Genomic DNA, 14,648 nt, shown 5'->3' with positions numbered 1-14,648 from the left:
GGCCTTAAAAATGTCGGGGGCGAGCACTGAGCGCTCCGAACCCGGCGATCCATTCAGGGATTTCTCGGTAGAAACGGTTCCCGGCCTCATAAGGGCCGTAGGTCTGCAGGGCGGCAAAGGCGGCTACCCAGGTTTTCACCTCATGGACCGACTTGCCAGCAAGCGCCGACAGCTCGGCGTTGCCGGTGTTGTCCAAACTGGCAAGGTCGCCACCGCTGAGGGTGTCGAGGAAACGCTGATCCCATTCCGGGTTCAGAGGGTGCAGCGAATGGGGATCCTCCACAAACCGTTGCGCTGCCTGGATCACGCGCTGCGTGCGGGCTTCGCGTTCGTCGTGCGGCAGGTTTCGGCCGCTGCCTTTCAGTCTGTCGGCCATCAATCCGTCGACCTTGGCAAGTTCCGGTACGGGTGGCTGATGTGACAGGCCACCGGATCCTATGAACAACACACGCTGGCCGGTCGATCGTGCCCAGCGACCAATGGCCTCACCAAGCAGGCGAGCACGCTGGAAGCTTGGCAAGGGGGTGGCGACGGCATTGATGAAGACCGGGATCACGGGTACTTCACGCAGGCCGTTGAAGAGCAATTCCAGGGGTTGCGCAGCACCGTGGTCGAGTTGCATGCGGTAGGAAACAGCAGCGTCGACACCGGCATCGAGCACGGCCTCGGCACAAGCCTCTGCCAGCGCCTGCGGAACGTTCAGCGAACCCGACAATGTGCCGAAATCACCGATGGCATGGGCAGCCATACCCAGGCAGAACGGCGGCATGACATCGTAGAAGAAGCCGTTGTAGTGATCCGGGCTGAACAGCACTACCAACTGCGGATCGAACGAAGCTACCCGGCAGCGGGCGGCCTCCACAACCTCTGCCACCTCCGCCAGCACTTCAGCGGAGGGATCGTAGAAGCCTACGAGCGGCGTATGCGACAGGCACTGCACCAGAGCAGTCATATCAAGCTACCTTGCTCAAGTGGTGGGATGTAGAGGGCTGCGTCCGGGCCTGAAGTTTATCCAGCAGTTCGGCCGCCACGGTGCTGACAGTTTGTGGAATCGCCATGGCGGCGATAAAGCGATCCGGCCGTAAAATCACTACCGAATCGGCATGCTGGCCGAACCAGGTTTTGAGCCGGTTGTCCAGGTCGCCCACAGTGATGACCCCCTCGATCGTATTTCGCTGGGCCTTTAGCTGGACCGCCGGGAGCATCTGGATGAATTTCACGCCCAGCGCCTCGTAAGCGGCCAGCAAGCTTTCGTTCAGGCCCCATTTGGGATTGGTGCCCCACGCCAGCACGGCAAAGTTGGCCCCTATGACATCATCAAGCAGCACCTGCCGCCCATCCTCCAGCAGCACCTTCGGCTGGATGAACATGCGGCCCACCGCAGGCTGCCTGGTCGGATCGCCGGCGATCACGCCTTGGGTGTACTTGGGCATGGGTTTGAAGCGCATTTCCAGGAAGTAGCGTTTGACCGGTGGCAGGTAATTGAGTAGCCAGCTGATGCCGTCTCTCAAGGTGGCGTACCAGCGCTTGGGAGGGTTGAGCACGTGCCCGGCCATTACCGAAAGATCGATCATCGCCTTCACGTGGTCGCGACGTTCCTGCTCGTAGGTATCCAGTAGCGATGGAGAAGCGCAGTCCTTGACCACCAGCGCCAGCTTCCAGGCCAGGTTGCTCGCATCACGCAAGCCGCTGTTGTACCCCTGGCCCTGCCACACCGGCATGATGTGCGCTGCATCGCCGGCCAGCAGGATCCGGTCTATGCGAAAGCGCGCGGCCAGCCGAGCATTGTGGCTATACACGCGCTGACGGATCAGTTCCACTTTGTCCGGTTCGGGCAATACCTTGGACAACAGTGCGCGCATGTTCTCCGGGCGGCTCAATTGTTCCTCGGTCTCACCGGGCATGACCATGAACTCGAACCGGCGCACGCCGTGAGGCAAGGCGGCAGAAACATAGGGACGCAAGGGATCGGCACAGAGGTAGATGTTGGGTGTGCCAAGCGGGTCGTTGGCGATGTCGATCACGATCCACTGGTTCGGCGCGGTCTTGCCATCAAAGGCGATGTTCAACGTACGGCGCACGGAGCTGTTGCCGCCGTCGCAGGCCACCATGTACCCCGCGTGCACGTGTTCTTCGCTGCCATCGGTCTTGCGCAGTGTCAGATCAACCCCGTCACTGTCCTGACTGAAGGAGATCAAGTCGCGGGCGAACAGGCAGCGGACATTATCAAAACGCTCCAGCCCCCTGAACATGACGCCGTCGACCTGAGGCTGGATGAACGCATTGCGGCGTGGCCAGCCGAACTCATCGCTCATTGGCTGAATGTCAGCAAAACAGCGTCCTTTTGAAGTCAGGAAGCGCATTGCATGCCAGGGGGTGGTATGCGGCAGCACTTGCTCGATCAGTCCGAAGGCCTGAATGGTGCGTAGCGACTCGTCGTCGATGCCGATGGCGCGAGGGTAATCGATCAGGCCCTCGAGCCTCTCGATAACCAGTACCTGAACGCCCATCTGGCCAAGGTAGTTGGCGATAGCCAGGCCAACCGGGCCGGCGCCCAACACCACGACTTCGGATGAATGGGATGACACATTGGGGTCGAGGGGGGTGGGGTTCATTGTTGTTCTCCGCCAAGAAATACCGCTGCTTTTCGGGGCACAAAATAGCCCTGCCTCACGCTGCCGTGAGGCGCAAACCACGGTGAAAAGTCAGTAAGATGGGACTGCGACCTGTTGGGCTGCGGCATAGGCCGGTTATGTGAAAGTCTCCATTCAGGTCGGACTGGAGTATAAGAACAAGCAAAAAACAGCAGCAATCGCAACGCTGCTTCTGGTGCACCAAGTGCACACTTACAAAGTGATACGTCATGTCAAAACAAGAAAAAGAAGCCGAGTACAAATCCGTACGGGGCCTGATGCGTGGGCTCGCTGTACTTAACACCATGAGCCGTGCCCATGGTGCCGCGTCGATCAACGAAATCAGCGCGTTGACGGGGCTGCATCGCACCACGGTGCGCCGCTTGCTGGAAACCCTGCAGCACGAGGGCTACATCAGACGACATGCCAGCGAGGATTCGCTGTACCAGCTCACGCTCAAGGTACGTGAGCTGAGCGAAGGCTTCCGAGATGAGCAGTGGATCTCTTCTCAGGCCGTCTCGGTGCTGGGCAGTCTGCTTCAGAAGGTTCACTGGCCTACCGACCTCTGCACGCCGGACGGCGACGCCATGCTGGTGCGTGAGACTACTCACAAGTTCAGTCGTCTCTCGTTCAACCAGGCCATGGTCGGGCGCCGGTTGCCAATGCTGTACACCTCCGTGGGGAGGGCCTACCTCAGTTTCTGTCTTGATGAGGAGCGTGAGGCGGTGCTTGATCTGCTGCGAGCGCGGGCGGACGAAGAGGGCACACTGGCCCGTGATGACACCTATATCCGCCGCCTGATTGAGCACACTCGCAAAGCGGGCTATGGCGAGAACTATGCCCACTGGCAGTCGGAAAAACGCATTGCTGCGATCGCCTTGCCGTTGTTCAAAGGCGAACAGGTCCTGGCATGCCTGAGCCTGGTGTATGTCGCTAAGGCCATGACTATCCAGGACGCGGCCAAACGCTATTTGCCGATGCTGCGTGATGCGGTCGATCAAATTCAGATCAGCTGGCAGCAGGGCCCGAGTGAGCATCCGCATGATGCAATCGTGCATGAGGTAAATTCCGTGCACTCCGTGCACGAATCACGTTGAAGTTATTGCCTCTGCGAAGACCCATGGCTACTGTCGGGGTGCTTCAACCTGCCTGATCCCATTCGTTGAACACCGCGTCTTGAGGCCGGTGTTCGGAAGTTGCAAGGTCGCCATGGACAATTATAAAAGCATTTGGAAGTACCTGTTCCGCGTTCCCCATCGCCTTGGTTTCGTCGATGCCAATGGCGTCAGTACTCGCTATCTCGAGGCCGGTACTCCCGGCAGGCCAATACTGATACTGCTCCACGGCACTGCTGGCAGCCTTGAAAATTTCTGCGCCAACTATGCGGCGTATGCGGAGCATTTCCACGTTTATGGCATCGACATGCTTGGCTGTGGTGCTACCGACAAGCCCGATCATGATTACCTGATTGAACACTATGCCCGCCATGTCAGTGACTTCATGGAAGCGCTCAATATATCTTCCGCTTCGCTGGTCGGGGTATCGCTCGGTTCGTGGGTAGCCGCGCAATTGGCCTTCAGTCAGCCAGAGAAGGTAGAGCGCATGATCATGGTGGCGCCGGCCGGGATCATTATGGATGCCGAGGAAGAGCGCCGGGTCGCCGAGGGCGTGCGCAAGCGCCGCAGTGCTGCGGCCAGCACCCCGACCTGGGAGACTGTACGCACCGCCATGAGCGGGCTGATGCTCAATCCCGACGATCTGATAGACGACCTCATCGCCATCCGCCTGGATATCTACAAAGACCCGCGCATGCAGGCAGCCATGCCACGCCTGTTGGCCTTCAGTCTGGGCGGCCAGGATCTCAAGGTTGAACAATGGAAGCGCTTGCGCCAACCGATCCTCTGCATTGCTGCGGTGGATGCGCCGAACATGTTCCTTCGAAACGCGTATGCGATTGCAGAGACTGCGGCAAATGGAGAGGTGGTGGAACTGCAGGGTTGCGATCATTGGGCTCAGTTTGAACAAGCTGATGCTTTCAACGCCTTGAGTATCAAATTTCTCACTCGATAGTGCGCCTGCCGCCGCAGGCCTGTTAGGCGATATGTCATGAACGATTACTGCAGTATCTGGAAATACCTGTTTCGCACACCTCATCAACTTGCGTGGGTCGACGTCCAAGGTGTGAGCACCCGTTACTTGGAAGCGGGTAGACCGACCGCACCGGTGGTCGTCCTGTTGCATGGTGCTACCGGAAGCCTTGAGTATTTCTGCGCCAATATCGCGGCCCTGGCCGAGCATTTCCGGGTGATTGCCGTGGACATGCTGGGCAACGGCCTTTCCGAAGCACCGAACTACCCGTACACCCCCAGTGTGTATCGCACTCATGTAAAAGACTTTCTGGATGCACTGAACATCAGGAAAGCCTCGTTCATTGGGGTCGCACTGGGTTCAGCCATTGCCGTGCACATGGCTCATCACCACCCCGAGCGCGTTGAGAAGGTGGTCATGGTATCGCCGGGCGCAATCGTGGTGAACGAAGAAGAGGTCGGTCAGTTCATTTCTGGTGTCAAGGAGCGTCGCGGCGCAGCCACCGAAAACCTGAATTGGGAAAACGTCGAGAAAATTGTCTCGGCACTGTTTTTCGACCCTGCCTCGAGCCTGATGGATGATCTGATCAGTACCCGCCTGGAATGCTACCGCGGGGAGAACCTGCCGCAGCGCATGAGCAACATGATGAGCTCAGCGCAACCCGAGCAGTTTCTCAGTCATGACACGTGGCGGCAGTTGCAAACGCCGCTGCTGGTTGTAGCTGCAATCAGCATCAAGCACATGTTCGTCGAGAATGCGCACAAGATCGTCGAGCTAGCGCCAAACACTGAATTATTGGAATTAGCCAACGCCCGCATCTGGCCTCATTACGAACAGGCTGCTCAATTCAACGCCGCCGTCATCAAGTTTCTGCGCACTTGAGTGCCCGAGGACTCCCCATGCTTGATCAAACCCTTATCAGCCAACTGGCTGCCCAATTGCACGCCGCTGAACAGGAAGGCGTGCAGCTGGAGCATTTCTCCAAACGATACCCACAGATGACCATCGATGATGGTTATGCCGTTTCTCGCGCTTGGGTGCAGCTCAAGTTGGCCGAGGGTCAGGTGGTGAAAGGCCACAAGATTGGTCTGACTTCGCGCGCCATGCAGATCAGCAGCCAGATCAGCGAGCCGGACTATGGCACGCTGCTCGATACCATGTTCTTCAACCAGGGCGGCGATATCCCAGTGGCCCGTTTCATTGCCCCACGCGTTGAAGTCGAACTCGCCTTCATCTTGGCCAAGCCGCTCAAAGGACCGAATGTAACGCTGTTCGATGTGTTGGCGGCTACTGACTATGTGGTGCCGGCATTGGAAATCATCGATTCGCGCATTGAGCAGTTCGATCGCAACACCAAGGCCCCACGAAAGGTTTTTGACACCATCAGCGACAACGCCGCGAACGCCGGCGTCGTACTCGGCGGGCGACCGGTCAAGCCCGATGCGGTGGATCTGCGCTGGGTAAGTGCGCTGTTCTACAAGAACGCGGTGATCGAAGAATCCGGTGTAGCCGCCGCAGTGCTCAACCACCCGGCGACCGGTGTGGCCTGGCTGGCGAACAAGCTGGCGCACTATGGTGAGTTCCTGGAGGCAGGGCAAGTCGTTCTGGCCGGTTCGTTCACACGCCCTGTCGCAGGCGTGGCCGGTGATCATTTTCACGCCGATTATGGCCCTCTGGGCAGTATCTCCTTCCGTTTTGTCTGAGAGGAACACCATGAGCGCACCACGCTTGCACAACCCCTTCAAACAGGCGCTGGTCGAAGGTCGCCAGCAAATTGGCTTGTGGCTGGGCCTGGCTGACGGCTACGCGGCTGAAATTCTCGGCGGCGTGGGCTATGACTGGCTGTTGGTGGACAACGAACATGTCCCCAACGACCTGCGCAGCACCCTGGGTCAGCTCCAAGCTATCGCCAGCGCTGCCCAGGCTGTGCCGGGCGGGCCCAGTAGCCATCCGGTAGTACGTCTGCCGGTAGCTGATGCCACGCTGGTCAAGCAGTACCTGGATATCGGCGCGCAAACCTTGCTCCTGCCGATGATCGATACGGCTGAGCAGGCCGTTACAGCGGTGCGTTCAATGCGTTATCCCCCGCAGGGGATCCGCGGCATGGGGAGTGGTATCTCCCGGTCCTCGCGCTGGCACCGCTTCAGCAACTACATCCAGGAAGCCAATGAGCAGGTTTGCCTGCTGGTGCAGGTAGAGACCCGCGAAGCCTTGGACAACCTTGACGCCATTGCCAACACCGAAGGGGTGGATGGGGTATTCATCGGTCCGTCGGACCTCGCAGCATCAATGGGGCTCGCAGGCCAGGTGGAGCATCCCGAGGTGTGCGCTGCCGTAGACGAAGCCATCGTGCGAATTCGCAAGGCAGGCAAGGCCCCCGGCATCCTCTGCGCCAACCCGTCGCTGGCGGAGCACTATCTGAAACTGGGCGCACAATTCGTTGCGGTGGGCGTGGACACCTCGCTGCTTAACAGTGCCGCGAAAGCTCTTCTGGCCAGATTCAAGGACGATGGAAATACCCATGCAACCAGCGGCTCGGGTTACTGATCCGAGCTGCCTTGGCAGGAGCACACCTAGTGATGCGCGCGACTCATGCTTGAACCTAATACCGTCCGATTCCTGCCTTGGCTGGTAGCAGTAGCATTCTTCATGCAAGCGCTGGACAGCACCGTCCTCAACACGGCGTTACCTGCCATGGCCCGGGATCTGGGTGAGGATCCTCTGCGCATGCATGGCTTGTTGCTGGCTTACCTGGTGACCGTGGCTATCCTGATCCCGGCCTCGGGCTGGCTGGCCGATCGGTTCGGGACGCGGCGCATCTTTTTCAGCGCGATCGTGCTGTTTTGCAGCGGCTCCCTGCTGTGTACCCTGGCCAACAGCTATGACGGGTTGATGTTGGCGCGGATCATCCAGGCCGTCGGCGGCGCGCTGATGATGCCCGTCGGACGACTGGTGGTGCTCCGCGCTTTTCCACGCGAAGACCTGGTGCGCGTGATGAGCTTCATCACTCTACCTGGTCTGGTGGGCCCTCTGATCGGCCCCGCCATAGGAGGATGGCTGGTCGAGTACGCCACCTGGCGGTGGATATTCGCGATCAACCTGCCGATTGGGGTCATCGGGGCTATTGCTGCCTATCGCTTGATGCCTGAGCTGCGGTCGGTACAGTCCTGGGGATTCGATGCGGTTGGGTTCACTTTGTTCGGCGCTTTTACCCTTTCGATCATCTTCGGGCTCGAAGGACTGGCACGTCCGATGGCGGTGCACTCGGGCTGGATGTTACTGAGCGCGTTGCTCGCCCTGGGTCTCTACATGTGGCATGCCTCTCGCCATCATCATCCACTCTTTGCGTTATCGCTTTTTCGGGTGACCAGCTTCAGTCTGGGAATCCTCAGTAATTTGTTATCACGATTAGGCAGTTCGGCCATGCCGTTTCTTACGCCGCTGATGATGCAGGTAGGGCTGGGCTATTCACCGGCGGTTGCCGGTATGAGCATGCTTCCTCTGACGCTGTCCGGCATGGCCACCAAGCCGGCTATGGCCTGGCTGATTCGGCGCTTCGGCTACCGTACTGTGCTGGTATGCAATACATTCGCCCAAGGTCTTCTTGTGGCGATGATGGCGCTGGTCGATGCCGGCACCCACCTGGGATGGCTGTTACTGCTACTGAGCTTGATAGGGGTCTCCAACTACATCCAGTACACGGCGTTGGGGACCTTTACCCTGACTGACCTGGGCACCCAGCAAGCGAGCAGTGGCACCAGCTTGATGTCTGTGACGATACAGTTGGCCATCGGTATGTCTGTGTCTCTGGCTGGCGCGTTGCTTGCTATCTTCAACCCGAGCTCTGGCAGTTACCCACGTACGGACTTGATGGATGCATTCGCCTGTACGTACCTTTGCCTTGGAACGATCACTCTGCTTTCAACGATAATGTTTCTAACGAGGCCCGTCGGTAGTCTCACTCGATAGGTTGCCGACCTGGTGTTGAAGGCAGTGAAACGCCCGGCCTGCTAGCGCCTCAACACCAGATGTTGTGCCAGTGAACCTTCACCGTCCCTTTCGAAATCCCCGCTCGGGTGGGATCGACTGGCTGCTGTGCCTTTGCAGGATCAGCTTGGCCACGTGACGCTGGGTCTGCGTCATCTACCCTTACATCCCTTCCTGCCAAGGGTTCGACGAGGACGCCGCCATGAAAACGGTCATGACTAAAATCAAGCATGAGTTCATGAAGGTGCTTCCCCCGACACTATTTTTCTTCGTGATTTTGCACATCGTTGTCCTGATTCGCGCGCTCATGATCAAGGGGTCGGGGGTGGAACTGCCTGTTTCAGCGTCAGTGCTGATCGCCGCTCTGGTATTGGGTAAGTCTGTATTGGTTGCCGATATGTTGCCCTTCATCAACCGGTTCCCTGATAAGCCGCTGATATGGAACGTCGCCTGGAAAACACTCATGTATGCCCTGGTCGCGCTGGTCGTTCATTACCTGGAACGACTCTACGACTATTGGAAAGACGCAGGCGGGTTTCTCGATGCGAACACGCTGTTATGGTCATCAATGAACTGGCCTCGTTTCTGGGCCGTTCAGATCTTGCTGATCACGTTGATATTCATCTATTGCGTACTCGCGGAGCTGGCACGTGTGATGGGTCATCAGCGCCTGAAACGAATGTTCTTTGGTCCGCTGCCGGCAGAAACTATCGAAGCCTCGGATGACGCCTGATACCCGACCGGCATAGCCTCCCACTCTTTAGCATCACTTGCTGCGAACCCGCCTCAGCGCCTAGCCTCTCCAGCGCCGTAGGTGGCCGCACGGGCACGATGGGCCAATCTCGATCATTGATGAGTGTCCACCTTCTCAGCGGGATAAAACTCGCCCTTCCTCCCCATCTTTTCCAGCCGTTCACGCGCGATCATCTCAACGCTGGCCACTGCAGCCTGCTCGTCAGGATCGACCAGCTTCAAGCACAGGCGCCGGACATTCTGGTCGTGGGTGCCCTCGCTGAGCATTTCGTGGGTAAAGACTTGTTCTGCACGCCACAGGCATAAGTGGAGATGAGTCCCGTCGAGCCATATCTCGTTGAATGATCCAAGGTCGGCGGTAGCCAGTTGCTCCATGGTGATCATCTCGTCCATCGCGCTGTACCTTTTCAATGAGTCGGTACAGGTCAGACTTGAAGCCGCAATGGGTTGTTCCCGGCGTCGGCTGCTCAACGGCGTCATCCACTACCTCCAGGATAGCGCGACGATGGATCAACCTCGAAGGTGTTGGCCATTGCTCCCAGTCACGGGCTGCTCCTCTTTCGTAATACGATTCAAAGCTCTACAGAGCCAGTAATGCCGTACAGGATTCCAGGCCGCCGATCCGGATTAACCTCGTTTCAGGCTGGAAAGGGTCGCTTTCCTTTTCCACCCGCGTCATGGTGACCGTTCCTCCTGAATTACAACAATGACGTAGGAGAACGGCATGAGAGTTCGTGGCACCATTTTCTGGCAGTGGTCAGATCCCACCCTTCATCATCGCGTGCATGACGAAACAATGGACGATGGCACGGAGATCGAGGTACAGGTCAGGCTCTCTCGGGTAGGAAGCACGCAGATGTTCATCGGCGTCTACTCTCCCTCGGGCGCGCCCGTGCTTGAGGAAGCCTTCGCTTCGCGCCCGGGCGAGTCGATGACCCGGGCTCTGGTATGGGGCGTCGACTATGCTCGCCATATCGCGACCAAAGGCGTGCGCACTTCTCGTAGGACCGCTGGCGGATCCAGGTAGCGCATGCTCTTCAGAGATCACGCACCTGGGACCGAAAACGTGACGAAGTCGCTCTTTCGTTGATCCGGAGAACCGTGATGCTCACTCAAAGAACCAAGGATATCGTCAAATCAACGGCCCCCGTCCTGGCCGAACATGGAACCGCCATTGTCCAGCGCTTCTACGAGCATTTGCTGCTCGCGCATCCCGAGCTGAAGAATCTGTTCAACCTTGCTCACCAGCAGCAGGGCCAGCAGCAAGAAGCGCTGGCACGGGCGGTGTACGCCTATGCCGCGAATATCGATAATCCGCAAAGCCTGATGGCGGTCCTCAGGGGCATCGCCGGCAAGCACGCCAGCCTGGGCGTTCGGCCCGAACAGTACCCTATCGTCGGCGAGCATCTGTTGTGGGCTATCAAGGACGTCCTGAAGGAAGCCGCTACGGACGAGATCATTTCCGCATGGGCGCAAGCGTACGGAAACCTGGCCGACTTGCTGATGGGCATGGAAAGCGAGCTGGCAGAGCATACGGCCGAAGCGCCGGGCGGTTGGAGAGGGTGGCGCGACTTCATCGTCCGGGAAAAGAACCAGGAAAGCGAGGTGATCACTTCCTTCGTCCTCGAGCCGGCGGATGGCCAGCCTGTGATTGATTTCGAGCCTGGGCAGTACACGAGCGTCGCTGTTCAGGTGCCTGCACTCGGGGTCCAGCAAATCCGCCAATACAGCCTGTCCGACATGCCTAACGGACATACCTATCGCATTTCGGTAAAGCGCGAAGATGCAATTCCCGGACGGCCTGCGGGCCATGTGTCCAATCTTCTGCATGCCGAGATCAATGTAGGTGATCACCTCAAGCTAGCGGCCCCTTACGGTGACTTCTACATCGACGTGCATGCCAGCTCACCGGTCATATTGATCAGCGGCGGGGTAGGGGTGACGCCCATGATCAGCATGTTGAAAAGGGTTCTGCTTTCACCGTCGCGTCAGGTCGTATTTGTCCATGCTGCGCGAAACAGTTCCGTACAGGCAATGAAGCAGAAGCTGCGCAGCGCCGCGGACACGCATCCCAATCTGAAGCTTTTTGTCTTCTATGACGAGGCACTGCCCACCGATGTGCAGGGCAAGGACTACGACTACCCAGGGCAGGTTGATTTGCCGAGCATCAGCGCCCAGGTCCTGTTACCGGATGCGGATTACTATATCTGCGGGCCGATTCCGTTCATGCGGCACCAGCATGACGTGCTGATGAATCTGGGGGTGGCGGAGTCGCGGATACACTATGAAGTGTTTGGGCCGGATGTGTTTGATGCGTAGGCAGTGATATGGCGATGCAAAGTGGATCATTGAAGGCAGAGGCCGGGAGCGGCTGTTTTGCTGCCCGGCAGACAATGCCATTCTCGCCTACCGCTCAGACAACGAGCGTCTGATCCAGGCGAGGCGCCAGTCATCGCGTACATGCAGGCCGCAGCACGCAACTTCCAGCTACCGGATGCTCGACTCGCTCACTTCCTTGGGCTTCCCGAGCACATAGCAGGGCAGCGATGTTCCGTTGGGGCGGATCGTTGGAATGATCGACAGCAGCTTCCATCCCTCCGAAATGAGTTTCTCCGCCTCCTCAACGTTCTGCGCTTCTTTTAGCGTTTTTACTTGTTGCAGTTCCATGGGATTCCCCTTACTGGTGGTGGATGAAAGCAGTGTAGGCCGAGGCCGCTAGAATCGGCGATACCGATAGCGCACAGTTTTTTGATACGCCCGCGTCAGCCCACCCGCGTGAAAACCGGGTTGCTGTGGGTCGGAAGCAGTCGGTCGCGAATTACCCCTTTCGACCCATGGCTGCCCTTCGCGGCGCAAAACAATCAGCCAGGAGCGGCACTTTGAGATCCATCTTCATAGCCTTCCCCTTGGTCGAGCTTGAGAAAAACCATATCTTCTCCGTGCCCTTTCTGTTTGCCGATCAGCTAGGGATTGGTTCTTCTTGAGTACCAATTTATGAGCCGATTAACTCTCTATCGCAGGCAAGAGGGTGGGTAGGATCAACACGGTCTTCAAGAAGGAACCGTTATCCCTTGCCGTTAATGAGGTGTGCCATGCCCAAGGTTGTTCACTTTCACCGTACCGGTGACGCTGATGTTCTGATCCTCGATGAAGTCGCGGTACCCACGCCGAAAAGCGGCGAGGTTCAGATCGAAGTAAAAGCTATCGGTTTGAATCGTGCAGAAATCATGTACCGCACTGGGCAGTACGTGATTGATCCCCAGTTCCCAGCGAAGCTGGGCTATGAAGCGGCCGGCATTGTCCGCGCGGTTGGCAGTGACGTCTGCGACGTTGTTCCCGGTGACGTAGTTAGCGTCGTGCCGGCGTTCTCTTTCGCTGATTACGGCATGTATGGCGAGGTCGTCAATGCGCCTGCGCATGCTGTCGCCAAGCATCCGTCCAACCTCAGTTTCGTGGAGGCAGCAGCCAGCTGGATGATGTTTGTTACTGCATATGGTGCCCTGATTGAGTACGGCAATTTACAGGCTGGCGAAACCGTGCTTATCCCGGCTGCGTCGAGCAGTGTCGGCCTGGCAGCGATCCAGATCGCCAACATGCAGGGAGCCATCCCGGTGGCCCTCACCCGCACAAGTGCCAAGCGTCAGGCGTTGCTGCATGCTGGTGCAAAACATGTCATCGCCACCCAGGAAGAGGACCTGATTGCCGAGGTGGCAGCGATCACCGAGGGCAAAGGTGCGCGTATTGTTTTCGATCCGGTTGGTGGCCCCGAGGCAACCAAGCTGATCAAGTCCATGGCCAACAACGGGATCTTCTTCCAGTACGGCGCTCTCGATCATCGCGATATCCCGGTTCCGGTATTCGACATTCTTGGCAAACACCTGACCGTGCGCGGCTACGAGCTGTTCGAAATCACCACGGATATTCAAAAGCTGGCCAATGCCAAGGCCTTCGTTGCCAAAGGCTTGGCAGGTGGTCAGCTCAAGCCCGTCATCGACCAGGTCTTCCCGCTCAGTGAAATTGCGGCAGCACACCGCCGAATGGAGTCGAATGCGCAGATCGGCAAGATCGTCGTCGTGGTTGACTAAATAACATCCTGCGGCAGTCAGACTGGCTGCCGTACGCCATCGCTGTTTGCTTCCAAGCACTGATGGCTTACTTTGTTTTGGTGTCTGAGAGGGGGAGCCTAGCTTCGCTATCGTCCTCAGTGCAGAGTACGTCTGACCCAATGCACAGGTAACTGGAAGATGGCGATGAACCTGATCGAAGCCATGCAAATGTTCGTGGCGGTGGTTGAGCATGGTAGCTATACCAAAGCGGCCGAGGCACTCAATGTACATCGCCCGGCACTCTCCAAGCTCATCCAGAATCTCGAGTACGAATTGGGAGTGCAGCTGTTACACCGCACCACGCGCAGAGTGAACACCACGCCCGCTGGCGATGAGTTCTACGAACGCAGCCTGAAATTACTCACTGAACTAGCGGACACACTGGACTGGTTTTCGCCGACTCGTCCGCCGCGAGGCAAGCTCAGGATCAACATGCAGACCGTACTCGGTCACGCGGTGATAATCCCGCGACTGCCCGAGTTCATGGAGCGCTACCCTGGCCTGGAAATATCTCTGGCAACCTCTGACAACCTGAACGACCTTATCGCGGAAGGCATCGATTGTTCCGTGCGGCTCGGTGATCTGGATGATTCGAGCCTTGTTGCCAAACGTATCGGCGAGGTTGCTTTGGTGACCTGTGCGGCTCCCGCCTACGTAAAGAAACATGGTTTACCCGGTACGCTGGATGATTTGCAGGCGCACCTGGCAGTCAACTTCATTGTTGAGCAGCGCCGCCAGATCATGCCTTGGCGATTCAGGGCCAACGGTAAAATGATTAGCGTAAAGATGCGCAGCGGCATCGTCGTCGACAATGCCGAAGCGTTGCTCCACTGCGCACTGTCGGGGATCGGGATGGTACAGGGGCTGCGCCCGGCGTTGCAGCGATACATCGATAGCGGGCGTGTAGTGGAGGTTCTGCCGGATGTTCCTGTCGAGCCGAAGACAGTTTCCGTGCTGTTTCCAGATCGCCGTCATCTGTCACCCAATGTGAGGGTATTTGTCGAGTGGGTGAGTGCGTTGTTCCAGGAGGAAAGGCATTAGGGGTCGGTTATCGAACGTCAGCGTTGGGTCGATTAGCGAC

At 58.0% G+C, this 14,648-nt stretch carries 15 protein-coding genes; 11 read left to right on the top strand and 4 right to left on the bottom strand.

Annotated features, from left to right (window positions below; translation table 11 throughout):
- Window positions 1-4: 4 nt before the first annotated feature.
- Window positions 5-952: a 3-carboxyethylcatechol 2,3-dioxygenase gene (locus tag AC0ZZU_RS16845; RefSeq protein WP_476342230.1), complete on the bottom strand. Its 948-nt coding sequence runs from the start codon at window positions 950-952 to the stop codon at window positions 5-7.
- A gap of 1 nt (window position 953) precedes the next feature.
- Complete coding sequence (locus AC0ZZU_RS16840; RefSeq protein WP_476342229.1) at window positions 954-2,615, bottom strand: bifunctional 3-(3-hydroxy-phenyl)propionate/3-hydroxycinnamic acid hydroxylase; 1,662 nt, start codon at window positions 2,613-2,615, stop codon at window positions 954-956.
- A gap of 248 nt (window positions 2,616-2,863) precedes the next feature.
- On the opposite strand from AC0ZZU_RS16840, the gene AC0ZZU_RS16835 reads away from it, so the two are divergent.
- From AC0ZZU_RS16835 to AC0ZZU_RS16805, 7 genes are all read left to right on the top strand, one after another.
- A complete protein-coding gene (locus tag AC0ZZU_RS16835) occupies window positions 2,864-3,730 on the top strand; it encodes a DNA-binding transcriptional regulator (RefSeq protein ID WP_476342227.1) in 867 nt (288 codons plus the stop codon).
- Between the two features lie 112 nt (window positions 3,731-3,842).
- A complete protein-coding gene (locus AC0ZZU_RS16830; RefSeq protein WP_476342226.1) occupies window positions 3,843-4,703 on the top strand; it encodes an alpha/beta fold hydrolase in 861 nt (286 codons plus the stop codon).
- A 36-nt stretch (window positions 4,704-4,739) separates the two neighbouring features.
- Complete coding sequence (locus tag AC0ZZU_RS16825) at window positions 4,740-5,603, top strand: alpha/beta fold hydrolase (protein ID WP_476342224.1); 864 nt, start codon at window positions 4,740-4,742, stop codon at window positions 5,601-5,603.
- Between the two features lie 17 nt (window positions 5,604-5,620).
- Window positions 5,621-6,424 carry a 2-oxo-hept-4-ene-1,7-dioate hydratase gene (gene hpaH / locus AC0ZZU_RS16820; protein ID WP_476342223.1) on the top strand — a complete coding sequence of 268 codons (804 nt, stop codon included), beginning with the start codon at window positions 5,621-5,623 and terminating at the stop codon, window positions 6,422-6,424.
- A 10-nt stretch (window positions 6,425-6,434) separates the two neighbouring features.
- Window positions 6,435-7,268 carry a 4-hydroxy-2-oxoheptanedioate aldolase gene (gene hpaI, locus AC0ZZU_RS16815; protein WP_476342221.1) on the top strand — a complete coding sequence of 278 codons (834 nt, stop codon included), beginning with the start codon at window positions 6,435-6,437 and terminating at the stop codon, window positions 7,266-7,268.
- A 45-nt stretch (window positions 7,269-7,313) separates the two neighbouring features.
- Window positions 7,314-8,690, top strand: a complete 1,377-nt coding sequence (gene mdtD, locus AC0ZZU_RS16810) for a multidrug transporter subunit MdtD (RefSeq protein WP_476342220.1) — start codon at window positions 7,314-7,316, stop codon at window positions 8,688-8,690.
- Window positions 8,691-8,910: 220 nt separating this feature from the next.
- On the top strand, window positions 8,911-9,441 hold the full coding sequence (locus AC0ZZU_RS16805; RefSeq protein ID WP_476342218.1) for a hypothetical protein: 531 nt from the start codon (window positions 8,911-8,913) through the stop codon (window positions 9,439-9,441).
- 113 nt (window positions 9,442-9,554) lie between these two features.
- Here the strand turns inward: AC0ZZU_RS16805 and AC0ZZU_RS16800 are convergent, their stop codons facing one another.
- Window positions 9,555-9,854 carry a hypothetical protein gene (locus AC0ZZU_RS16800; RefSeq protein ID WP_476342216.1) on the bottom strand — a complete coding sequence of 100 codons (300 nt, stop codon included), beginning with the start codon at window positions 9,852-9,854 and terminating at the stop codon, window positions 9,555-9,557.
- A gap of 331 nt (window positions 9,855-10,185) precedes the next feature.
- Here AC0ZZU_RS16800 and AC0ZZU_RS16795 point away from each other — a divergent pair, with 331 nt between their 5' ends.
- Window positions 10,186-10,488: a hypothetical protein gene (locus tag AC0ZZU_RS16795; RefSeq protein WP_476342214.1), complete on the top strand. Its 303-nt coding sequence runs from the start codon at window positions 10,186-10,188 to the stop codon at window positions 10,486-10,488.
- Between the two features lie 59 nt (window positions 10,489-10,547).
- Window positions 10,548-11,780, top strand: coding sequence for an NO-inducible flavohemoprotein (hmpA, locus tag AC0ZZU_RS16790; protein ID WP_476342213.1), 1,233 nt, complete (start codon window positions 10,548-10,550; stop codon window positions 11,778-11,780).
- Window positions 11,781-11,948: 168 nt separating this feature from the next.
- On the opposite strand, the gene AC0ZZU_RS16785 is transcribed toward hmpA, so the two are convergent.
- Window positions 11,949-12,128 (bottom strand): hypothetical protein, encoded by a 180-nt coding sequence (locus tag AC0ZZU_RS16785; RefSeq protein WP_476342212.1) that lies wholly within the window; start codon window positions 12,126-12,128, stop codon window positions 11,949-11,951.
- A gap of 425 nt (window positions 12,129-12,553) precedes the next feature.
- On the opposite strand from AC0ZZU_RS16785, the gene AC0ZZU_RS16780 reads away from it, so the two are divergent.
- The gene (locus AC0ZZU_RS16780) at window positions 12,554-13,546 is read left to right on the top strand and encodes a zinc-dependent alcohol dehydrogenase family protein (protein WP_476342211.1); all 993 of its coding nucleotides are present in this window, start codon (window positions 12,554-12,556) and stop codon (window positions 13,544-13,546) included.
- A 165-nt stretch (window positions 13,547-13,711) separates the two neighbouring features.
- Complete coding sequence (locus tag AC0ZZU_RS16775) at window positions 13,712-14,608, top strand: LysR family transcriptional regulator (RefSeq protein WP_476342209.1); 897 nt, start codon at window positions 13,712-13,714, stop codon at window positions 14,606-14,608.
- Window positions 14,609-14,648: the final 40 nt, after the last annotated feature.

This window comes from Pseudomonas sp. JE3303, from assembly GCF_056312565.1.
This window is presented reverse-complemented; position numbering and strand designations above follow the sequence as displayed.